General features: G+C 74.7%; 18 protein-coding genes. 8 read left to right on the top strand and 10 right to left on the bottom strand.

Translation table 11 applies throughout. From position 1 onward, the window contains the following. Window positions 1–48: 48 nt before the first annotated feature. Complete coding sequence (locus LG943_RS25080) at window positions 49–504, top strand: gamma-glutamylcyclotransferase (RefSeq protein WP_270074838.1); 456 nt, start codon at window positions 49–51, stop codon at window positions 502–504. 133 nt (window positions 505–637) lie between these two features. Then, complete coding sequence (locus tag LG943_RS25075; RefSeq protein ID WP_270074837.1) at window positions 638–1,468, top strand: purine-nucleoside phosphorylase; 831 nt, start codon at window positions 638–640, stop codon at window positions 1,466–1,468. A gap of 572 nt (window positions 1,469–2,040) precedes the next feature. Here the strand turns inward: LG943_RS25075 and LG943_RS25070 are convergent. The 5 genes from LG943_RS25070 to LG943_RS25050 all read right to left on the bottom strand — a co-directional run bounded on the left by LG943_RS25070 (window position 2,041) and on the right by LG943_RS25050 (window position 8,020). Further along, on the bottom strand, window positions 2,041–2,631 hold the full coding sequence (locus tag LG943_RS25070; RefSeq protein ID WP_270074836.1) for a PH domain-containing protein: 591 nt from the start codon (window positions 2,629–2,631) through the stop codon (window positions 2,041–2,043). Next, window positions 2,628–3,725 carry an adenosine deaminase gene (locus LG943_RS25065; RefSeq protein ID WP_270074835.1) on the bottom strand — a complete coding sequence of 366 codons (1,098 nt, stop codon included), beginning with the start codon at window positions 3,723–3,725 and terminating at the stop codon, window positions 2,628–2,630. The genes LG943_RS25070 and LG943_RS25065 overlap by 4 nt, the downstream gene beginning before the upstream one ends. Before the next feature lie 92 nt (window positions 3,726–3,817). Beyond that, on the bottom strand, window positions 3,818–5,065 hold the full coding sequence (locus LG943_RS25060) for a M20 family metallopeptidase (RefSeq protein ID WP_270074834.1): 1,248 nt from the start codon (window positions 5,063–5,065) through the stop codon (window positions 3,818–3,820). Further along, window positions 5,052–6,290 carry a glutamate--cysteine ligase gene (locus LG943_RS25055; RefSeq protein ID WP_270074833.1) on the bottom strand — a complete coding sequence of 413 codons (1,239 nt, stop codon included), beginning with the start codon at window positions 6,288–6,290 and terminating at the stop codon, window positions 5,052–5,054. The genes LG943_RS25060 and LG943_RS25055 overlap by 14 nt, the downstream gene beginning before the upstream one ends. 542 nt (window positions 6,291–6,832) lie before the next feature. Next, a complete protein-coding gene (locus tag LG943_RS25050; protein WP_270074832.1) occupies window positions 6,833–8,020 on the bottom strand; it encodes a YihY/virulence factor BrkB family protein in 1,188 nt (395 codons plus the stop codon). Window positions 8,021–8,263: 243 nt separating this feature from the next. Here LG943_RS25050 and galT point away from each other — a divergent pair, with 243 nt between their 5' ends. From galT to LG943_RS25030, 4 genes are all read left to right on the top strand, one after another. After that, the gene (gene galT / locus LG943_RS25045) at window positions 8,264–9,442 is read left to right on the top strand and encodes a galactose-1-phosphate uridylyltransferase (RefSeq protein ID WP_270074831.1); all 1,179 of its coding nucleotides are present in this window, start codon (window positions 8,264–8,266) and stop codon (window positions 9,440–9,442) included. Window positions 9,443–9,485: 43 nt separating this feature from the next. Beyond that, window positions 9,486–10,475 carry a UDP-glucose 4-epimerase GalE gene (galE, locus tag LG943_RS25040; protein WP_270074830.1) on the top strand — a complete coding sequence of 330 codons (990 nt, stop codon included), beginning with the start codon at window positions 9,486–9,488 and terminating at the stop codon, window positions 10,473–10,475. Between the two features lie 89 nt (window positions 10,476–10,564). Next, a complete protein-coding gene (gene galK / locus LG943_RS25035) occupies window positions 10,565–11,917 on the top strand; it encodes a galactokinase (protein WP_270074829.1) in 1,353 nt (450 codons plus the stop codon). Between the two features lie 319 nt (window positions 11,918–12,236). Further along, entirely contained in the window at window positions 12,237–13,481 is a 1,245-nt protein-coding gene (locus LG943_RS25030) for an LCP family protein (protein WP_270074828.1), read from the top strand. A gap of 479 nt (window positions 13,482–13,960) precedes the next feature. Here the strand turns inward: LG943_RS25030 and LG943_RS25025 are convergent, their stop codons facing one another. Together LG943_RS25025 and LG943_RS25020 are read right to left on the bottom strand one after the other, a co-directional pair. Then, entirely contained in the window at window positions 13,961–15,178 is a 1,218-nt protein-coding gene (locus LG943_RS25025) for an NADP-dependent isocitrate dehydrogenase (protein ID WP_270074827.1), read from the bottom strand. 273 nt (window positions 15,179–15,451) lie between these two features. Continuing rightward, window positions 15,452–15,826, bottom strand: a complete 375-nt coding sequence (locus tag LG943_RS25020) for a DUF3017 domain-containing protein (protein ID WP_270074826.1) — start codon at window positions 15,824–15,826, stop codon at window positions 15,452–15,454. A 536-nt stretch (window positions 15,827–16,362) separates the two neighbouring features. Here LG943_RS25020 and LG943_RS25015 point away from each other — a divergent pair. Further along, window positions 16,363–16,968 carry an FHA domain-containing protein gene (locus LG943_RS25015; RefSeq protein ID WP_270074825.1) on the top strand — a complete coding sequence of 202 codons (606 nt, stop codon included), beginning with the start codon at window positions 16,363–16,365 and terminating at the stop codon, window positions 16,966–16,968. 100 nt (window positions 16,969–17,068) lie between these two features. Here LG943_RS25015 and LG943_RS25010 read toward each other — a convergent pair whose 3' ends face one another. The 3 genes from LG943_RS25010 to purN all read right to left on the bottom strand — a co-directional run bounded on the left by LG943_RS25010 (window position 17,069) and on the right by purN (window position 20,254). After that, a complete protein-coding gene (locus tag LG943_RS25010; RefSeq protein WP_270074824.1) occupies window positions 17,069–17,938 on the bottom strand; it encodes a bifunctional methylenetetrahydrofolate dehydrogenase/methenyltetrahydrofolate cyclohydrolase in 870 nt (289 codons plus the stop codon). 97 nt (window positions 17,939–18,035) lie between these two features. Then, entirely contained in the window at window positions 18,036–19,607 is a 1,572-nt protein-coding gene (gene purH / locus LG943_RS25005) for a bifunctional phosphoribosylaminoimidazolecarboxamide formyltransferase/IMP cyclohydrolase (protein ID WP_270074823.1), read from the bottom strand. Next, window positions 19,604–20,254: a phosphoribosylglycinamide formyltransferase gene (gene purN / locus LG943_RS25000; protein ID WP_270074851.1), complete on the bottom strand. Its 651-nt coding sequence runs from the start codon at window positions 20,252–20,254 to the stop codon at window positions 19,604–19,606. The genes purH and purN overlap by 4 nt, the downstream gene beginning before the upstream one ends. A 287-nt stretch (window positions 20,255–20,541) precedes the next feature. Here purN and LG943_RS24995 point away from each other — a divergent pair, with 287 nt between their 5' ends. Then, on the top strand, window positions 20,542–20,955 hold the full coding sequence (locus LG943_RS24995) for a DUF4190 domain-containing protein (RefSeq protein WP_270074822.1): 414 nt from the start codon (window positions 20,542–20,544) through the stop codon (window positions 20,953–20,955). Window positions 20,956–21,128 lie beyond the last annotated feature (173 nt).

Genomic DNA, 21,128 nt, shown 5'->3' with positions numbered 1-21,128 from the left:
GGCGGCAAACGCAACGGGGTGCGGGGGAGGTCGGCTTAGCATGCTGCGGTGTCCATCTATGCCGCATATGGCACCAACCTGGATCCGGAGTACATGGCCGAGCACGCGCCCCGGTCCCCGCTGTGGGCGACCGGCTGGCTGGAGGGGTGGCGGCTGACGTTCGGCGGCGGCCCGGGGCCGTGGGGCGGCGCGCTGGCCACCGTCGTGGAGGACGCCGGCTCCAGCGTGTTCGTGGCGCTCTACGACGTCGCCGAGTGCGACCAGGCGCACATCGACGGCTGCGCGGGCACGGCCTTCGGGCTGTACTCGCGGCTGCGGGTGCGGGCCGCCACGCTGCTGGAGGGCGAGGTCGCGGCCTGGACCCACGTGCTCAACGACTACGAGGGCGGGCTGCCCTCGGCGCTGTACCTGGGCCTGTTGGCCGACGCCGCCGAGAAGGCGGGCGCGCCGCCGTTCTACGTCGAGAACCTGCGGGCGCGCCCGTGCGCCCCGGCCGACCGCTGAGGGCGCCGCCGGCGGCGCCGCGGGTGCGGTCTTCCCGGCCGGAAGCCGACCGGTTCGCGGGTTTAGCACGAATTCAAACACGCTGCGTTGCGTTCCGGAACTGAGCGGTTACACACGGGTACGCTCCTGAGATGTGAGCGAATCCACGCAAGTGCGCCCAACCACGGGGACCGCCCAGGCGAAGCGGCTGGCCGCCCAGGCCGCCGACGAACTGAAGGCCCGCACCGGGGCCGACTCCTACGACGCCCTGGTGATCCTGGGGTCGGGGTGGGCCGGGGCGGCCGACACCCTGGGCGTGGCCGACATCGAACTGGACATGACCGACCTCCCGGGGTTCGTCGCGCCGACCGCCCTGGGCCACCAGACCAAGGTCCGCAGCACCTGGGTCGACAGCAAGCGCGTCGTGGTCTTCTGCGGCCGCACCCACCTCTACGAGGAGCACGACCCCATGCGCATCGCGCACGCGGTGCGCACCGGGATCGCGGCGGGCGCCTCGACCGTGGTGCTCACCGGCGCGGCGGGGTCGCTGCGCGCCGACTTCGCGGTGGGCCAGCCCATCGTGCTGCGCGACCACATCAACCTGACCGCCGCCTCGCCGCTGGCCGGGCCCGACTTCGTGGACCTGACCGCGGCCTACAGCCCCCGGCTGCGCCAGATCGTCGCCGACGTCGACCCCAGCCTGGCCGAGGGGGTCTACGCCGCCCTGCTGGGGCCGCAGTTCCAGACCCCGGCCGAACTGGGCATGCTGCGCAACGCGGGCGCCGACCTGGTGGGGCGCTCCTTCGCGCTGGAGACCATCGCCGCCGTCGAGATGGGCGCCGAGGTGCTGGGCCTGGCCATGGTGAGCAACGACGCCGTGGGCGCGGTGTTCGAGCCCTTCGACACCCTGCGGGCGCTGGAGGTCATCCAGCAGCGCGCCCAGCGGCTGGGGTCCCTGCTCAACGCCACGCTGGCGCTGGCGTGAGGCGGGGCGCGGCGGCGCGGCGGCAAACGACACCGACGACCCGCAGGCAGCGCGGACGGGGTGGACACAGCGGTGCGCCCGGCGGCCCCATCCGCGTAGGGGCCGCCGGGCGCACCGGTCTTCCAGCGGGACCGTGGCCGTCCGCGGTTCCTCGGACGCCCGCGTGGCGAGCAGCCTCCCGAGGCGCAGGAGGGAGCGCCCGAAGCGCCGCGGCCGCCGCGGTCCCCGGTGCGGCGCGGGCGCGGGTCCCCGCAGACCCGGTGGCGAGCCCTCGCCGCACCGTCACCTTCTCGGTGGTTCGGCGCGCCGGGTGGCGCGCGGCCCGGCCGGTCCCCGTGACCGGCGGTCCGCGCGGGACACGGGTGGCGATCCGTGCCGCGGCGCGCCGCTATTCAGTTGGTGACCCATGCCGCGGGGCCGCGTGACGCGGAAGGCGGGCCGGTGATCCGCGTGTCCGCCGACCAGCCCCGCATCACCCCTTAGGCATGCCTTACCTAACCAGTTATCGGCGTGCGGGTCAACCCCCGGATCCGCCGCCGCCCGACCGGACCGGCGCGGGCCGCCCGCGCGCCTCACGCCAGCACCAGCACCGCCACCAGCAGCAGCACCGGGATCCCCAGCGCGGCCAGCGCGTCGGGCGCCCACACCGTGACCGGCTCCGCCGCCCCGGCGCCGCCGGCGGGCGCGGGCGCGGCCTTGCGCCGCTCGGCCTCCTGGCGCAACTGCCGGGCCGCGAGGTCCACCGGCCGCATCGCGCGCGGGTCCTGCCCGGCGTCGTCGTCGGGCACCGGGCCGCCGTCGCGCGCCCGCAGCAGGTTCTCGCGCACCCGCGACCGCCGGGTCTCGCGCAGCGGCCAGGAGCGGAACACCGCCTCACCTGCGTGCACCCGCAGCACGTCGGTGACATCGGCCCAGGTGAACGCCGACCACGGCACCACGGTGTCGCGCAGCGGGTTGACCAGCCGCACGCCCTCGTCGCCGGGCACCACGCGCGGGCGCAGCCACAGCACGTAGGCGCCGCCGGCGGTGACCAGCAGCACCGCGCCGGCGACCAGGCTGGCGCGGCCGCTGCCGTTGAGCACCAGGTCCACCATCAGCAGCGCCACCACGCCGATCCACACCCAGCCCAGCACGCGCGGCACGGGCGCGCTCAGCGGTCTCACCGCTCCGCCCACTTCAACTGCGCGAACCCCGGCTTGATGCGGCCGTTGATCAGCGCCAGGCGCTCGTCGAAGGGCAGGAACGACGACTTCATCGCGTTGACGGTGAACCACTGGAGGTCGTCCCAGTCGTAGCCGAAGGCCGACGACAGCTTCGCGAACTCCTCCGACAGGCTGGTGTTGGACTGGAGGCGGTTGTCGGTGTTGACGGTGACCCGGAACCGCAGGTCGCGCAGCAGCCCGATGGGGTGCTCGGCGATGGAGACCGCCGCGCCGGTCTGCACGTTGGAGCTGGGGCACATCTCCAGCGGCACCCGGGTGTCGCGGACGTAGCGCGCCAGGCGGCCCATGCGGACCTCGCCGCCCTCGGCGAACTCGATGTCGTCCACGATCCGCACCCCGTGGCCCAGCCGGTCGGCGCCGCACCACTGCACCGCCTCCCAGATGGAGGGCAGCCCGAACGCCTCGCCGGCGTGGATGGTGAAGTGGGCGTTCTCCCGGCGCAGGTACTCGAAGGCGTCCAGGTGGCGGGTGGGCGGGTGGCCCGCCTCGGCGCCGGCGATGTCGAAGCCCACCACGCCCACGTCGCGGTAGCGCACCGCCAGCTCGGCGATCTCGCGGGAGCGGGCGGCGTGGCGCATCGCCGTCAGCAGGGTGCCCACGCGGATGGAGTGGCCCTGCTCGGCGGCGCGCTCCTGGCCCGCGCGGAACCCCTCCAGGACCGCCTCGACCACCTCGTCCAGGCTCAGCCCGCCCTCCAGGTGCTGCTCGGGGGCGTAGCGGACCTCGGCGTAGACGATGCCGTCGGCGGCGAGGTCCTCGGCGCACTCGGCCGCCACCCGCACCAGCGCCTCGCGCGTCTGCATCACCGCCACCGTGTGGGTGAAGGTCTCCAGGTAGCGCTCCAGCGCGCCGGAGTCGGCGGCGTCGCGGAACCAGATCCCCAGCTCGGCGGGATCGGTGGCGGGCAGGTCGGTGTAGCCGGCCGCCTCGGCCAGCTCCACGACGGTGGCCGGCCGCAGCCCGCCGTCGAGGTGGTCGTGCAGCAGGACCTTGGGGGCGCGCCGGATCTGTTCGAGTGTCAACGGGTGGCTCATGTTCCTCAGCATGCCACCACCCCTCCCCCGCCGCGCCACCCCGCGGCCACCCCCGATGAGCTGGGGCGGCCCCTTCGCCGCGGGCGGTGCGCTCAGGCCAGCGCGGCGTCCTGCACGGGGTCGCCGCTGGCCGAGCGCGCGCCCTCCCACAGCGCCGTCAGCGCGGTGGCCGCCATGAGCTGCACGCCCACGCCGATGGCGCGCTCGTCCACGTCGAACGTGCCCCGGTGCAGGTCCAGCATGGGCGAGCTGGAGCGCGGGGAGTGCGTGCCCAGCCGGGCCAGCGCGCCGGGCACGTGCTCCAGGTACCAGGCGAAGTCCTCGCCGCCCAGGCTCTGGGGGGTGGCGGCGACCGATTCGGGGCCCAGCACCTGGGTGCAGGCGTCCTGGAGCATGCGCACGCTGGACGCCTCGTTGACCGTGGGCGGCACGCCGCGCCGGTAGTCCACCTCGGCCTCGGCGCCATAAGGCGCCACGGCGGAGCGCACGAGTTCGGTGATGAGTTCGGGGGCGGCGTGCCAGGCGCTGTCGTCCAGGCAGCGCACGGTGCCCTCGGCCACGCCGTCGTCGGGGATGGCGTTGGCCGCCGAGCCGGCGCTGACCCGGCCCCACACCAGGCTGAACCCGGCGCGGGGGTCGACCCGCCGCGACAGCGCCGCCGGCAGTTCGGTGACGACCTTGCCCAGCGCGTAGACGAGGTCGGCGGTGAGGTGGGGGCGGGCGGTGTGGCCGCCCGAGCCCGACAGGCGCACCAGCACCTGGTCGCAGGCGGCGGTGATGGCGCCGGTGCGCAGCCCCACCTGGCCGGTGACCAGGCGGGGGTCGCAGTGCAGCGCGAAGATGCGGTCCACGCCGTCGATGCCGCCGGCCTCGATCACCTCGCGGGCGCCGCCGGGCAGCTCCTCGGCGGGCTGGAACAGCAGCCGCACCCGGCCCGGCAGCGCGCCGGCGCGGGCCTGCTGGGCCAGGAACAGTCCGGTGGCCAGCAGCACGGTGGTGTGCACGTCGTGGCCGCAGGCGTGGGCGGCGCCGGGCACGGTCGAGCGGTAGGGCACGTCCTTCTCGTCGCTGAGCGGCAGCGCGTCGATGTCGGCGCGCAGCGCGACGGTGGGGCCGGCGCCCTGGTCGGAGCCGATGTCGCAGACCAGGCCGGTGGTGTGCGGGAGCGGGCGCGGCGCGAGCCCCGCGCCGCGCAGCCGCTCGATGAGCCGCTGGGTGGTGCGGTGCTCGGCGAACGCGAGTTCGGGGTGCATGTGCAGATCCCGCCGGAACTCGGTGAATTCGCGCTCGTGGCGCGCCAGAAACGCGTTCAACTGCTCCCGCAGGTCACGCCCCTGCATGGGATGGCCCCCTGTTCCTCGTCACATTGTCGGTGCCGGTGTCGCCGCGGCCGGGCCGGCTGCCGTTGGAGCCGCCGGGCGCGGCCGGCACCGGCGGGAGTCCGCCCTCGCGGAACTCCGCCACCAGCAGGTCCACGACGTCGTTCAGGGTGCCGCCGTCGGCGATGACGGCACGTTGACGCTCGTAGGACGCGCCCTTGTCCAGGATCTCGGCGGCGACGTCGAGGTCCTCGGCGCAGCCCAGCCGCGCGGCCACGGGTCTGAGTTCGCGCAGCAGTTCGTAGAGGTCGTCGCGCAGCGGGACGGTGCGGCCCCGGTCGTCGGTGATGACCCGGGCGTCCAGGCCGTAGCGGGTGGCGCGCCACTTGTTGTCGTTGACCACCCAGCTTGGCGGGTTGGGCAGCCCGTAGCCGCGGTCGAGCTGCTGGTCGAACAGCCGCACCAGGCTCTGGGACAGCGCCGCCGCCATGCCGACCTCGCGCAGTGTGGGGATGCCGTCGAACATCCGGATCTCGACGGTACCGAAGTCGGGATGGGGCCGGACGTCCCACCAGACTTCCTTGATACTCGATATGGTCCCGGCCCGGAGCAGGGTTTCCATATATTCCTCGAAGGCGTTCCAGTGCGGCAGATGGGGCGGCGGGCCGGCGGTGGGCAGCGCGCCGAACACGATGGAGCGGCTGGACGCCAGGCCGGTGTCGTGCCCGCTCCAGAACGGGCTGGAGGCGGTCAGCGCCAGAAAGTGCGGCAGGTAGTTGGCCAGCGCGTTGAGGATCGGGATCGCCTTGTCGCGGGAGCGCACCCCCACGTGCACGTGGACCCCGAAGGTGAGGATGCGCCGCGCCAGCCACTGCATCTCGTCAATGAGTTCGCCGTAGCGCTGCACCGGCGACAGGGTCTGGTCGCGCCAGTCGTCCAGCGGGTGGGTGCCGGTGCACATCAGCGCGGTGCCGCGCGGGCCCAGCACCTCGGAGAGCCGCCCGATGCTGGCCGCCAGGTCGCTCCGGGCCTCCTCGACGGTCTCGCAGATCCCGGTGACCACCTCGACCGTGCACTGCATCAGCTCGTGGCGCAGCGGCGGGTTGTCGGTCTCGCTGAGGTCGGGCAGTTCGCCCAGGACCTGCTGTGCCTCCTGGCGCAGGTGGCGGGTGTGCAGGTCGACGAGCTGCAACTCCCACTCCACTCCGAGCGTCGCGCGTTCGGACGCGTTGAATTCGATGGCCACGGTCAACCTCCGCGCAGTCGTGGGGCCGGTGTGCACACCGACGTCGATCGCACCCTAGGCGAGGCGGCGGTCGCTCCGTCAGCCAGGTGCATATGCCGGATTTCCGTTCTCATGGGAGGTGATCGGAGGTGGCGGGTGCGGCGGGACGCGCGGGGGCCGGCGGGGGTCCGCCGCCGCGGCCGAAGGCCGGCACGGCGGCGCCGGGGGATGGGCGCGCGCGTGGGCGCGGCCGGTGCGGCCCGCGCCTCCACCGGGGAGGACGGGGCGGCGGCACGGGGCCGGAGTCGACCCGCGCGCGGACCCGCTGCGGCGGCCCACCGGGCGGTCAGGCGGCAGAGCCGGTCCCCGGTGCGCCGGGAGGGCCGCGCGGGCCCTCCGTGCCTCAAGATCACGCTACACAACAACCGCAGCCTCTACCCCGAAGTAACCGATACGTGATCTCCGTACCGGTACCCGTTTCCGTTCCGACAGGCGCACCGGCCCCCAAGGCACCGGTTGTCGCGCGCCGGGGGCGGTACCGGGGCGTGCCGGACCGCACCGGCTCACCCGGCCGGGCGCACCGCGCCCCGGGTGCGGCGGCGCCGGACGAGCCAGGCGCCCAGCGCGGCGGCGGCCACCCCGCCCAGCGCGGCCCCCAGCGCGCCCGCCCGGGCGCCCCGCCCCCACCGCCGGGCGCCCCGCGCGCCGCCGCCGGGCCGCGCGGGCGCGGGGCGGGCGGGCAGCACGGCGGCCCGGCCCGAGAGGTCCTGGCGCACGGCCTGGCGGGTGGGCTCCTCGCGGGCCAGCCCGATGGGCAGGTCCACCGGCACCGCCCCCTGGTAGGGCGGGGGCACCGGCAGCCAGGTCGCGGTCCAGGCGGCGCACAGCAGCACCACGCGCATGACGAGGTTGATCCACACCAGCAGGCCGACCACCACCGCGAACGACGCGTAGACGGGGTTGCTCAGGGTGCCGCCCAGCAGCAGCGCGCCGGCGGCCTTGAGGACCTCGAACCCGGCGGCGGCCAGCAGCGCGCCGGGCCACAGCAGCCGCAGCGGGCGGCGGGTGCCCGACAGCCGCGAGAACACCACCAGGAAGATGACGGTGTCCACGGCGATGGCGATGACCAGGGCCAGCACCCGGGTGGCGGCCAGCGCCACCACCGACTCGGCCATGCCGACCCAGCCCAGCAGCCAGTGCGTGGCGGCCTGGGCGACGCTGGTCAGCGCCACCGAGCCCAGCAGGCAGGCGCCCAGCACCGCCATGACCACCACGTCGGCGGCCTTGGCCAGCACCAGGCCGGGCCCGCCGGCGACGTCCTTGAGCCAGATCCGGTGCAGGGCCTCGCGCACCGCGCCCAGCGCGCCGACCCCGGCGTAGAGCAGCCCCAGCAGGCCGATGACGCCCGCCCCGGTGCGGGCGGCGGCGATCTCGGCCACCGGCAGGCCCTCCGACAACCCGGGCAGCGCCTCGGCCAGCGCCCGCTCCAGGTAGTCGCGGGCGGCGGGCTCCACGGCGGCGGCGTAGCCCACCGCCGCGTAGGCCAGGGCCAGGATCGGGAAGAACGACAGGAACGCGTAGTAGGTGACGGCGGCGGCCAGCCGGTCGCCCTGGACGTCGGCGTAGCGCTCGTAGGCGCGCACCGCGTGGTCCACGCCCGGGCGCCGGCGGCGCACCGCCCAATAGGTCTCCATCGCCAGGTTGCGGTAGTGCCGCGCCCGGTCCGCCAGCGCCGTCGTCCTGGAGGCCATCACCGCCCGCGCCCCTCCCAATCGCCGCCCCGGCCGCCCCGCGCCCGTGGCGGGGCCGGCCGCTGTCGGGTCCTACCCGGCGGCGCCGCGGTGTCACCTGGCGGTGGGGCGGTCCCGGCGCCCGGCCGCCCCGCACGCACGGTGCACCGAACGGAAACGGACAGCAAAGACCGGCTTTACCGATCAACTGCGTTCAGGACAGGTCCAATCCAGTCGGTTTTCCCCATGTCCTAGACTCGACGTGTGCGAACTCGACAGGTTTACCGATCGGTCGGCCACCTCGCCGACGGGCGCGAGATCATCTACTACGACGAGACCCCCGGCACCGGCCGCGCCGAGGTCGCCGACCGCCGGCCCCTCCAGCCCTTCGCTCCCGGGTCGCAACTGCGCCACGACCCCCTGCTGGACGAATGGGTCGCCCTGGCCGCGCACCGCCAGGACCGCACCTACCTCCCGCCGCCCGACCAGTGCCCGCTGGACCCCACCGCCGGCGACCGCCTGAGCGAGATCCCCGCACCCGACTACGACGTCGTCGTCTTCGAGAACCGCTTCCCGTCGCTGGCGCCCTCGCCCGGCCCGGCCGGCGCCGCCGTCGGCGCCGACGACCCCGCGCTGGTCACCCGGCCCGGCGCCGGCCGCTGCGAGGTGGTCTGCTTCACCTCCGACCACACCGGCTCCTTCGCCGACCTCTCCCCCGGCCGCGCCCGCACCGTGATCGACGTCTGGGCCGACCGCACCGAGGTGCTGGGCGCCCGCCCCGACGTCGCCCACGTCTACCCCTTCGAGAACCGGGGCGTGGAGATCGGCGTCACCCTCCAGCATCCCCACGGCCAGATCTACGCCTACCCGTTCGTGCCGCCGCGCATCGAGCGCATGAGGGCCGCCGCCCGCGCCCACCGCGACCGCGCCGGCACCAACCTGTTCGACGACGTCCTGGCGGCCGAACTCGCCGCCGGCGTCCGCGTGGTCGTGCGGGGCGAGCACTGGGCGGGCTACGTCCCGGCCGCCGCCCGCTGGCCCTATGAGGTCCGGCTGTTCCCGCTGCGCCGGGTGCCCGCGCTGCCCGCGCTCACCGACGCCGAGCGCGACGACCTCGCGGCCGTCTACCTGGACCTGCTGCGCGCCTTCGACAACCTCTTCCTCGACGGCGACCCCGCCGCCCCGCCCACCCCCTACATCGCCGCCTGGCACCAGGCGCCCGTCGACACCCAGGGCGCCCCCGACCCCGAGTTCGGCCTGCACCTCCAGTTGTTCACGCTGCGCCGCGCCCCTGGGAAACTGAAGCACCTCGCCGGCTCGGAATCGGGCATGGCGGCGTGGATCAACGACGTCGCCCCCGAGACCGCCGCCGAGCGGATCCGCGCCGCGCTGCCCTCGGCCGCGGCGCGCCCGGGCACCGACCCCGGGGCGCCCGCCCGCTAGCGGGCCACCCGGCCAACCGCGAGAAGCACGAGAAGGAGCAGCCGTGAGAGTCCTGGTCACGGGAGGCGCCGGCTACATCGGCAGCGTGGTCGCCGCCCAACTGGTGGAAGCCGGGCACGACGTCGTCGTGCTGGACGACCTGTCCACCGGCCACGCCGACGCCGTGCCCGCCGGCGCCCGGCTGGTCGAAGGCGGCATCCGCGAGCACGCCCAGGCGGTCATGGCCGAGCAGGGCACCGAGGCCGTGCTGCACTTCGCGGCGCGCTCGGTGGTGCCGGAGTCGGTGGCCCACCCCGACCGCTACTGGGACGGCAACGTCGGCTGCTCGCTGGCGCTGCTGGAGGCCATGCGGGTGTGCGGGGTGGGGCGCATCGTGTTCTCCTCCACCGCCGCCGTCTACGGCGAGCCCGAGACCGTGCCCATCCCCGAGGACGCCCCCGTGCGCCCGGGCAACCCCTACGGCGCCACCAAGGCCGCCATCGACGCCGCCCTCACCGAGCACGCCCGCATGCACGGCATCGGCGCGGTGAGCCTGCGCTACTTCAACGTCGCCGGCGCCTACGCCGGGCTGGGCGAGCGCCACACCACCGAGACCCACCTCATCCCGATCGTGCTCCAGGTGGCCCGGGGCCTTCGGGAGTCGGTGTCGGTCTACGGCGCGGACTACCCCACCCCCGACGGCACCTGCGTGCGCGACTACATCCACGTCGCCGACCTCGCCGAGGCCCACCTGCTGGCGCTGGAGCACTGCCGCCCCGGCGCGCACCGGGTCTTCAACCTGGGCAACGGCACCGGGTTCTCGGTGCGCGAGGTCATCGAGGTCTGCCGCGAGGTCACCGGCCACCCCGTCCCGGTCGTCGCGGCCGGGCGCCGGGCCGGCGACCCCGCCACCCTGGTGGCCTCCAGCGAGCGCGCCCGCGCCGAACTCGGCTGGGTCCCGCGCCGCCCCGGGCTGCGCGAGATCGTCGCCGACGCCTGGGCCTTCCACACCGCCCACCCCGGTCCGGCCGCCGGGGCGGAACCCCGCGCCTAGCGCGGACCCACCGGCCACCTTCAGCGGACGCCGGCCGCCGGCACCGGCCGGCCCTCCGGCGCCCGCAGACCAGCGAGGAGCGTACAAGCGTGTTCGACCGACTTCTCGCGCCGTTCCGGCGCGCATCGGCCTCCGCACCGGCCAAGCGGACCGGCGACGCACCGGCGGCGCGGCCGGAGGGCGCGCCCGGCGCCCGCGCCGACGCCCGTGCCGACGTCGGCGCGGGCGCGGACGGTGACGGCGTCGGCGTCGCGGTCGAGCCCCGCACGGTCGACCCCGACCGCCTCGCGGCCGCGTTCGCCGACGCCCACGGCGCCCCGCCCGCCGGTGTGTGGCACGCCCCGGGCCGCGTCAACCTCATGGGGGAGCACACCGACTACAACGACGGCCTGGTGCTGCCCATGGCGCTGCCCTGGGGCGTCATGCTGGCGCTGACCCCCACCGACGACGGCACCGTGGAGGTCCGCAGCGCCCAGCGCCCCGGCGAGGACGTCCGCTTCGCCACCGCCGACCTCGACGCCGACTCCCCCACGGTCACCGGCTGGGCCTCCTATGTGGCCGGGGTCTTCTGGGCCGCCCGGGAGGCCGGGCACCTGCCCGCCGAGGCGGGCGCGCGGATCGTGCTGGACTCCGACCTGCCCATCGGCGCCGCGCTGTCGTCCTCGGCCGCCCTGGAGTGCGTGGTGCTGCTGGCCCTGGCCGACGCCCACGGGCTGACCGACCTGGCCGCCGACCGCCCGGCCATGGCCGCCATCGCCCGCCGCGCCGAGAACGCCTACGTGGGCGCGCCCACCGGGATCCTGGACCAGAGCGCGTCGCTGCGCTGCACCGAGGGCCACGCCCTGTACCTGGACTGCCGCACCGGCCTGGGCAGCAACGTCCCCTTCGGGCTGCGGGAGTCGGGGCTGCGGCTGCTCATCGTGGACACCAAGGTCGAGCACCAACTCAAGGACGCCACCAGCGGCTACGCCGTCCGCCGCGGCGAGTGCGAGCGCGCCGCCGCCGAACTGGGCGTGCCGGCGCTGCGCGACGTCGAGGACCTCAACGCCGCCCTGCCCCGGCTGTCCGACCCCGTGCTGGCCGACCGGGTCCGCCACGTCGTCACCGAGATCCACCGCGTCAACGCCGCCGTGGGCCTGATGCGCGCCGGCGCCGTGGGCGACATCGGCGCCCTGTTCACCGCATCCCACCTGTCCATGCGCGACCAGTTCGCGATCTCCACCCCCGAACTGGACCTCGCCGTGGAGACCGCCGTGGCCGCCGGCGCCCGGGGCGCCCGCATGACCGGCGGCGGGTTCGGCGGCAGCGCCATCGCGCTGGTGCCCGAGGACCGCCTGGCCGAGGTGGAGCGGGCCGTGGCCGACGCCTTCGCCGCGCGCGGCTGGACGGCGCCCGACCAGCGCGTGGCCCTGCCCTCGCCGGGTGCCCGCCGGCTGCGCTGACCCTCCGGCCGCACCCGGATCCGGGGCGGGCACCCGCGGGGTGCCCGCCCCGCCGCGTGCCCGGGTCCGCCCCGGTGCGCCCGGTGGGCCGCGGTGTGCGCGTGAGATCGGCCGCACCGCGCCGACGGCTCCGGGGCGCGGGCGCCTCGCGGTGCGGGCGGTGCGGGAGGTGCGCGCGGTGCGGCGCCGCGGGGCGATTTCGTCACGGACCGGTCGCATCGGGAACCTGGCTAGGCTGTGGCGAGTCCCACCGGATGTAAGGGGGACAGCACAGTGCTAGCCAACGACGCGGTGACATCGCAGATGGGCGACCAGAGCCATGGTTGACGGGCAGTACGGGCGCGGCCGGGGAGGGTCGGCGGACGACGCCGACCGCACCGGCGTGTTCCGCCGGTCTCCGGGGGGCGGGGCCGACGAGATCGAGAAGCTCTTCCGCCCCGAGCCCTCCCGGGGGTCGGCGTCGGGCGGGGCCGGGGCCACCCGGCGGATCCCGCCGGTCCAGGACGACCGCCCGCCGCGGCGGTCCGCGTCCTCGGGCGGCAGCGGCGGACGCGGCCGCCACGGGCCGCCGCGCGACTACGACGGCTCGGGCCGCTCCCGGCGCGCCCGCGAGCAGCGGCGCCGCCGGATCCGCACCATCCTGGTGCTGGCGCTGGTGGTGCTCGTCCTGGCGCCCACCGTGTTCTACTTCTGGGCCGACGCCCGGCTGAACCGGGTGGCCGCCCTGGACTACGAGGGGCGGCCCGAGGACCAGCCCGGCACCACCTACATGATCGTGGGCTCCGACAGCCGCGAGGGCCTGACCGACGAGGACATGCAGAACCTGCGCACCGGCGACGCCGCCGGCAAGCGCACCGACACCATCATGGTGCTCTACGTGCCGGAGTCGGGGAAGCCCTCCATCATCAGCGTGCCGCGCGACTCCTACGTCCCCATCCCCAACCTGGGCGAGAACAAGATCAACGCCGCCTTCGCCGAGGACCTCGGCGGCGGCCCCACGACCCTGGTGCAGACCTTCGAGCAGGCCAGCGGCGTGCACATCGACCACTACGTCGAGATCGGGTTCTCCGGGTTCGTGGACATCGTCGACTCGGTGGGCGGGGTGGAGATGTGCCCCGAGGAGGCCATCGAGGACCCCAAGGCCGGGCTGGACATCCAGGCCGGCTGCCAGGAGATGGACGGCGCCACCGCGCTGGGCTACGTGCGCACCCGCGCCACGATCCGCGCCGACCTGGACCGCATCCAGCGCCAGCGGGAGTTCTTCAGCGCGCTGATCTCCAAGGCGACCTCGCCGGGCACGCTGGTCAACCCGTTCCGCTCGGTGCCGCTGGTGGTCAACGGCACCGACACCTTCGTGGTGGACGACGGCGACCACCTGAGCGACCTGGCGGGGATGGCGCTGGCCATGCGCGACGACCCCAACACCACGACCGTGCCGGTGGGCTCCACCCCCGAACTGCCCGGCGTGGGGTCGGTGGTGCTGTGGGACGAGGCGCTGTCGGCCGAGATGTTCGGCGCCATGCAGGAGGGGCAGCCGACCCCCGCGCGCGCGCCCCCGGACTAAGCCCAACCGCCCGGGGGCGGCGCGCACCGCGCGCCGCCCCCGGGCACAGGATGTGGAAAGGGCCCGCAGCCGAAGGCGACGGGCCCTTTCCTGACGTTCCGCACCGCGCGCGCCTACCCCCCAGCGGGCGCGTGGCCGGCACGTCGTCCTGTGGTGCGCGGCGGGGCCGCGCACCCGCCCTTCGGGGTTTCCCCCGGTGGGCGGTAACTCCATATTAGGGCAATGTTCGCGAAACACGCGAACTACACCAGAGTGGGATACGCCGCACTACCAGCGGCGTTCACGCTCCGTGCCCGCGTGCACCATCATGGCATCCGCGGGGCGCGGTTCGTGCGGGAACGGCGGAAATCCCGGCCGGACGGCGCCGACCGCGCGGACGGCCCGCACAGCCCTTCCAGCGCACACAGCGCGGCCCCGGCCGCCGCGCGGGCGCGGCGGCCGGGGCCGGTGCGGACGAACCCCGCCGGGGTCCTCGCCAACTAGGCCAGGCGCTTCTGGAGGTTCTCGTCCAGCGCGGCCAGGAACTGCTCGGTGGTGAGCCACTGCTGGTCGCCGCCGACCAGCAGCGCGAGGTCCTTGGTCATCTGCCCGCCCTCGACGGTGTCGATGACGACCTTCTCCAGGGTGGTGGCGAACTCCACGACCGCCGGGGTGTTGTCGAGCTTGCCCCGGTGCTCCAGCCCGCGCGTCCAGGCGAAGATGGAGGCGATCGGGTTGGTGGAGGTCGGCTTGCCCTGCTGGTGCTGGCGGAAGTGCCGGGTGACCGTGCCGTGGGCGGCCTCGGCCTCCACGGTGCGGCCGTCGGCGGTGCGCAGCACCGAGGTCATCAGGCCCAGCGAGCCGAAGCCCTGCGCGACGGTGTCGGACTGCACGTCGCCGTCGTAGTTCTTGCAGGCCCAGACGTAGCCGCCCTCCCACTTCAGGGCGGCGGCGACCATGTCGTCGATCAGCCGGTGCTCGTAGGTGAGGCCGGCGGCGTCGAAGCGGTCCTTGAACTCGGCCTCGAAGATCTCGGCGAACACGTCCTTGAACATGCCGTCGTAGGCCTTGAGGATGGTGTTCTTGGTGGACATGTACACCGGGTAGCCGCGGTCCAGGCCGTAGTTGAAGCTGGCGCGGGCGAAGTCCTCGATGGACCGCCGGTAGTTGTACATGCCCAGGGCCACGCCGCCGCCCTCGGGGAAGTTGGCGACCTCCAGCTCGACCGGCTCGCCGCCGTCCTGGGGGGTGTAGGTGATGGTGACCGTGCCGGGGCCGGGGACCTTGAAGTCGCTGGCCTTGTACTGGTCGCCGTGGGCGTGGCGGCCGATGATGATCGGCTTGGTCCAGCCCGGCACCAGGCGCGGCACGTTCTGGCAGATGATCGGCTCGCGGAACACCACGCCGCCCAGGATGTTGCGGATGGTGCCGTTGGGCGACCGCCACATCTTCTTCAGGCCGAACTCCTCGACGCGGGCCTCGTCGGGGGTGATGGTGGCGCACTTCACGCCCACGCCGTACTGCTTGATGGCGTTGGCGGCGTCGACCGTGATCTGGTCGTCGGTGCGGTCGCGCTCCTCGATGCCGAGGTCGTAGTACTTCAGGTCGACGTCAAGGTAGGGCAGGATCAGCCGCTCCTTGATGAAGGACCAGATGATCCGGGTCATCTCGTCGCCGTCGAGCTCTACTACGGGATTCTCAACCTTGATTTTGGCCATGGCTGGTGGCTGTCCCTTCGTCTCGGCAAAGCCGTCGTGTGGCTGCGGCCGCCGGGGCCCACCGGTCCCGCCGCGGGCGCGCGGCGCGGGGGCCGCGCGGGTGTCCGCGGTGAGGCCGGTGTGTCCGCGACTGACCTCGTGAGCCGCCGCTGAGCCCTGGTGCGCCCCCGCCCGGCCGGTGCGTGGCTGGGCCGCCGGTGCGGTGTGCGGGGGCGGTGGCCGTCGCCGGTCCAACGCTGCGACTATCTCGATATCAAGCTTATTAGACGCCCGCTAGGACAACTGAGGCGCCACCCATGCCAGCACGATGAGCGCCACCGCCAGCCCGGTGTAGGTGGCGATGTCGATCCAGCGGCGGCGCACGGCCAGCATGCCGATGCGCTCGGGCGGCAGCAGTGTGCGGAAGACCGCGGCCAGCAGCAGCGCGGCCGCGATCAGCGCCGGCCCCCGCTTGAAGTGCGCGGCGGCCACGATCACGATGCCCGCCGACATGGTGGCGAGCACCAGGAAGTAGGGCACCTGGGCCAGCCAGCCCGGCGCCGGCGCCTCGGCGGGCTCCTGCTGCGGCTCGCCCCCCGCGGACTCGGGCGGGTCCTCGGGCGAGCGCGACTTGGCTGCGACCGCTTCCTCCACCGTGTTCTGGCTCACCGTCAACCCCACGCTAGCGCACCTGCGCCGCCCGGCCCTGTGCGCGCCCGACCGCTCCGGCGCGGCGCCCGGCCGGTTGCGGTCGGGGCGCGACCGCAACCGCGAAGCGCGGGAAGGGAGCGGCCGACGTGGCCGTGGTCGGCTCGGCCGCGAGTTCGGCCAAGGACGCAGCCAGTGTAGTGACCGCGGGCACCCGCGCGCGCCGCGCAGCGCCGAAACGCCGCGAACGCCCGTGACGGGCGCACCGGGCCGCGTCCACACGAATCGGTCCGCACTGGTACCCGTTCTGGTGGAACCGATATCCGGAAAAGGCCGTAAACCTCCCGAGATAGGGGTCTAGCGGGGGAGTAAGCGCGTAGAACCCGTACCGCCCGGGTAACCAGTGAACAGATGAGTGCCACGGTGAGCGAGGACTGCCCCCAATGAACCCCACTCAGCCCACGACCATCGACCGACCCAGCCCGAATGCGAGGCGCCCGTCCACGCACCGCCGTGCACTCCCTCATCGGCCGCGCCCAACACTGGGAGGAACAACCGTGGACGGGCCTTATCTGCGGGTCGAGGAGAGCGGGGACATCTACCAGTTACAGCCTGAGGTCACCACGGTCGGGCGCGGAGAAGGGGTCGACATCCGCCTCGGCGACCCCAGTGTGTCGCGGCTGCACGCCGAACTCGTGCGCCGCGGGCCCTACGTCTACGCCGTCGACCTCGGCCTGTCGCGCAACGGCACCCGTGTCAACGGGCGCCCCATAGCGCGCCGGGTGCTCGACGAAGGCGATGTCCTCAGCTTCGGCAGCGCGCGCTGCAAGATCGGCGGCCTCCCCCGGGAAGAGCTGAACCCCGACGTGGAGCTGCGCAAGGGGGCCGCCCCCGAACTCACCCGGAGGGAGCTCGACGTCCTCACGTCGCTCTGCCGCCCCGCTCTCTCCGAAGAGGCTTTCGTCTCCCCCGCCACCGCGCGCGAGATCGCCGAGGACCTGGTCGTCACCGAAGCCGCGGTCAAGCAGCATCTCCTCCGCCTGTACCAGAAGTTCCGGGTCCCCGAGGGGGCCAACCGCCGCACCCGCCTTGCCAACGAGGTCGTGGCCCTGGGGCTCGTGCGCCCCATGCCGGTCTTCGACCGCGAGCGCAAGGCGAGCTGACCCGCCGGGGGCCTCGGCGCGTGAGGCCCCTCGGCGAATCCCCCGCGCGCCCCCGCCGCGCGCACCGCCCGCAGCCGGCCCCGCCCGGTGCCCGCGCGGCTCAGCCGCCCGCCGGAGCGATCCCCGCCATGCGCTCGGCCGCCTCCACCACGTTGACCAGCAGCATGGCCCGGGTCATCGGCCCCACCCCGCCGGGGTTGGGCGCCACGTGGCCGGCCACCTCGCGCACGTCCAGCGCCACGTCGCCCACCAGGCCGGCCTCGGTGCGGGTCACGCCCACGTCCAGCACGGCCGCGCCCGGCTTGACCATGTCCTTGGTGATCAGCCCCGGCACACCGGCCCCGGCCACCACGATGTCGGCGCGGCGGGTGTGCTCGGCCAGGTCGCGGGTGCCGGTGTGGCACAGCGTCACCGTGGCGTTCTCGCTGCGCCGCGTCAGCAGCAGCCCCAGCGGGCGGCCCACGGTGACCCCGCGGCCCACCACCACCACGTCGGCGCCCTTGAGCGGGACGTCGTAGCGGCGCAGCAGCTCCACGATGCCGCGCGGCGTGCAGGGCAGCGGCGCCTCTTCCATCAGCACCAGCTTGCCGAGGTTGACCGGCTGGAGGCCGTCGGCGTCCTTGTCCGGGTCGATCAGCCCCAGGATCCGGTTCTCGTCCAGCCCGCGCGGCAGCGGCAACTGCACGATGTAGCCGGTGCAGGCGGGGTCGGCGTTGAGGTCGGCCACCACGCCCTCCACCTGCACCTGGGTGGCGTCGGCCGGCAGGTCCCGGCGGATGCTCTCGATGCCCACCTCGGCGCAGTCGCGGTGCTTGCCCGCCACATAGGAGTGGCTGCCGGGGTCGTCGCCCACCAGCACCGTGCCCAGGCCCGGCGCGATGCCCCGGGCGCGCAGCGCCGCCACCCGGTCCACCAGTTCGGCGCGGATCGCCGCCGCCGTGGCCTTGCCGTCGAGAATCTGTGCGCTCATCAGGTGTCGTCCCTTTCCAGCGGCCGGGGCGGCGCACCCCCGGGCACGGCGCCGCCCCGCCGAAAATCAGTGCGGGTCAATCCGGGTCGGTGCGGGGTCAGTGGAAGAAGTGCCGCGTGCCGGTGAAGTACAGCGCGATACCCGCCCGCTCGGCCGCCGCGACCACCTGCTCGTCGCGCACCGAGCCGCCGGGCTGCACGACCGCGCGCACGCCCGCCTCGATCAGCACCTCCAGGCCGTCGGGGAACGGGAAGAACGCGTCGCTGGCCGCGACCGCGCCGCGCACCCGCTCGCCGGCCCGGGTGACCGCCAGGCGCGCGGAGTCGACCCGGTTGACCTGGCCCATGCCCACGCCCACCGTCGCCCGGTCGGCGGCCAGCAGGATGGCGTTGGACTTCACCGCGCGCACCGCGCGCCAGGCGAACGCCAGGTCGGCCAGGGTGTCGTCGTCCACCGCCGCGCCGGCCCGCAGCTCCCAGGCGGCGGGGTCGTCGCCGGGGGCGTCGACCAGGTCCACGCTCTGGAGCAGCGAGCCGCCGCTGACCGGCTTGGCCTCGGGGCGCGCGGCGCGGTCGGGCGGGGTCACCACCAGCAGCCGGATGTTCTTCTTGCGGGTGAGGATGTCCACCGCGCCGGGCTCGTACTCGGGCGCCACCAGCACCTCGGTGAAGATCTCCGAGACCTGCTCGGCCAGCGCCACGCTCACCGGGCGGTTGGTGGCGATCACGCCGCCGTAGGCCGACACCGGGTCGCAGGCGTGGGCCTTGCGGTGGGCCTCGGCGATGTCGGCGCCCAGCGCGATCCCGCACGGGTTGGCGTGCTTGATGATGGCCGCGCACGGCTCGGTGAAGTCGTAGGCGGCGCGCAGCGCGGCGTCGGCGTCCACGTAGTTGTTGTAGGACATCTCCTTGCCGTGCAACTGCTCGGCGCCGGCCAGGCCGGGGCCGCCCCAGGCGTCGTCGCCCCGGTACAGCGCGGCGCGCTGGTGGGGGTTCTCGCCGTAGCGCAGCGGCGAGGAGCGGCGGTAGGCGGTGGCGTAGAAGTCGGGCCAGCCGGTCTCGACCGCGACCTCGTCGGGCGCGTAGTCGCGGGCGAACCACGAGGCCACGGCGGCGTCGTAGGCGGCGGTGTGGGCGTAGGCCAGGGCGGCCAGGCGCTTGCGCTGCTCCAGGGTGAACCCGCCGGCCTGCGCGGCCTCCACGACCTCGTCGTAGCGGGCGGGGTCGACCACCACGGCCACCGAGCCGTGGTTCTTGGCCCCGGCGCGGATCATCGCCGGGCCGCCGATGTCGATCTTCTCGACGCACTCGGCCGGCGCGGCGCCCGAGGCCACCGTCTGCTGGAAGGGGTAGAGGTTGACCACCAGCAGGTCGAACGCCGCGATGTCCAACTCCTCCAGCGTGGCGCGGTGCGCGGCGTTGGCGCGGTCGGCCAGCAGGCCGGCGTGCACCTTGGGGTGCAGGGTCTTGACCCGGCCGTCCAGCACCTCGGGGAACCCGGTGACCTCCTCGACCGGGGTGACGGGGACGTCGACCTCGGCGAGGCGCGCGGCGGTGGACCCGGTGGAGACGATCTCCACCCCGGCCTCGGCCAGCCCGTAGGCCAGCTCCTCCAGCCCGGTCTTGTCGTAGACGCTGATCAACGCGCGCCGAATGGCCTGCTGGGTCACCGGTTCTCCTCTGCAACGTATCCGGGTGAAGGGGACGGCCCGGGCTCCACCGAGCCCAGCCGCACGTGTCGGTCCTCGACGGTCCAGCCCTCGCGCGCCAGGCGGCCCACCACGTCGACCAGCATCCGCCGCTCCACGGTCTTGATGCGCTCGTGCAGCGAGGCGGCGTCGTCGCCGGGCAGCACCGGCACCGCCACCTGGTCGATGACCGGGCCGGTGTCCACGCCGGAGTCCACGAAGTGGACGGTGGCGCCGGTGATGCGCACCCCGTAGGCGAGGGCGTCGCGCACCGCGTGGGTGCCGGGGAAGGCCGGCAGCAGCGCGGGGTGGGTGTTGATGACGGTGTGGCGGTCCAGGACCGCCGGGCCCAGCAGCCGCATGAACCCCGCCGAGACGACGAGGTCGGGCGAGAACGCGGCGATGCGCTCGCTGAGGGCGGCGTCCCACCGCGCGCGGTCGGGGTGGTCGGCGAAGCGCACCGTGAAGGTCGCGACACCCGCGCGCTCGGCCAGGGCCAGCCCGGGGGCGTCGCGGTCGGAGCCCACCGCGACCACCTCGGCGCCGTAGAGGTGGTCGGCCGCCGCGTCCAGCAGGGCGGCCATGTTGCTCCCCGTGCCGGAGATGAGAACGACAACTCGCGCCGACAGGGTGTTCCTCCTCGTGGGAAAGCGGATGCGCTGACGCGCGTCCTGGACGCCGCCGGGTGCGCCTGGCGCGGCGGCCGTGCGGGCGCGGGCGCGCGGGGCACCTCGGACGCGGCCGGACGGGGCACGCGGCTTACCCGTCCGCGCTGCCAGCCTATCTCGCCAGGTAGCGTCTACTCCACGAGGCCCCGTTCGCACACCGCCCGCGCACCCCGCGCGAGCGGGCGCGCGCCGGGCCGCCCCCGACCGCCGTCCAGCCGCCGACCAGGCGCCGTTCGCGAGGAGCCCCTGTGATCAATGAGCCGCCCCAGCAGCAGACGGACGGGGACCGGCCGCACATCGAGCGCGGCGGCCTGTGGGGGCTGTTCCTGTCGGCCGCCGGGCTGATCCTGCCGCCGTTCGGGCTCATCCTGTCGGCGCTGGGGATCGTGCAGGGGCACCGGGCGCGCCGCGCGGCCAAGGCGAAGAACGGGGTGGCGCCCGGCGCCGTGCTGAGCGTGGTGCTGGGCTGGTTCGGGGTGGCGCTGTCGGGGCTGATGCTGGTGGGCTACCTGGTGTTCTGGGACGCCTACAGCGCCTACCAGGAGTGCTCCACGCGCGCGCTGACGGTCAGCTCCCAGCAGGACTGCGACCGCCAACTGCGCGAGGACATCGCCCGGCGCGCCGGGCTGCCCGTGGAGAGCGTGCCGCCGATCGGCGGCTGACCGGGGCGGGCCAGGCGCCTCAGCGGCCGGGCTCCTCCTCCGCGGGGGCCGCCGGGGCGGCGTCGGCCTCGTAGGTGATGCCGTAGAAGTCCTCGCCGTCGTCGTCGCGCGCGCGGCGGCGCGGCACCCGCAGGGCCGGCAGCCGCAGCCGGCGGCGCCGCGGCGCGGGCGCC

Source organism: Streptomonospora mangrovi, from assembly GCF_027604915.1.
GTDB classification, from domain to species: Bacteria; Actinomycetota; Actinomycetes; order Streptosporangiales; family Streptosporangiaceae; genus Streptomonospora; species Streptomonospora mangrovi.
The sequence above is the reverse complement of the archived record's forward strand: the minus strand, read 5'-3'. Positions and strand labels throughout refer to the sequence as shown.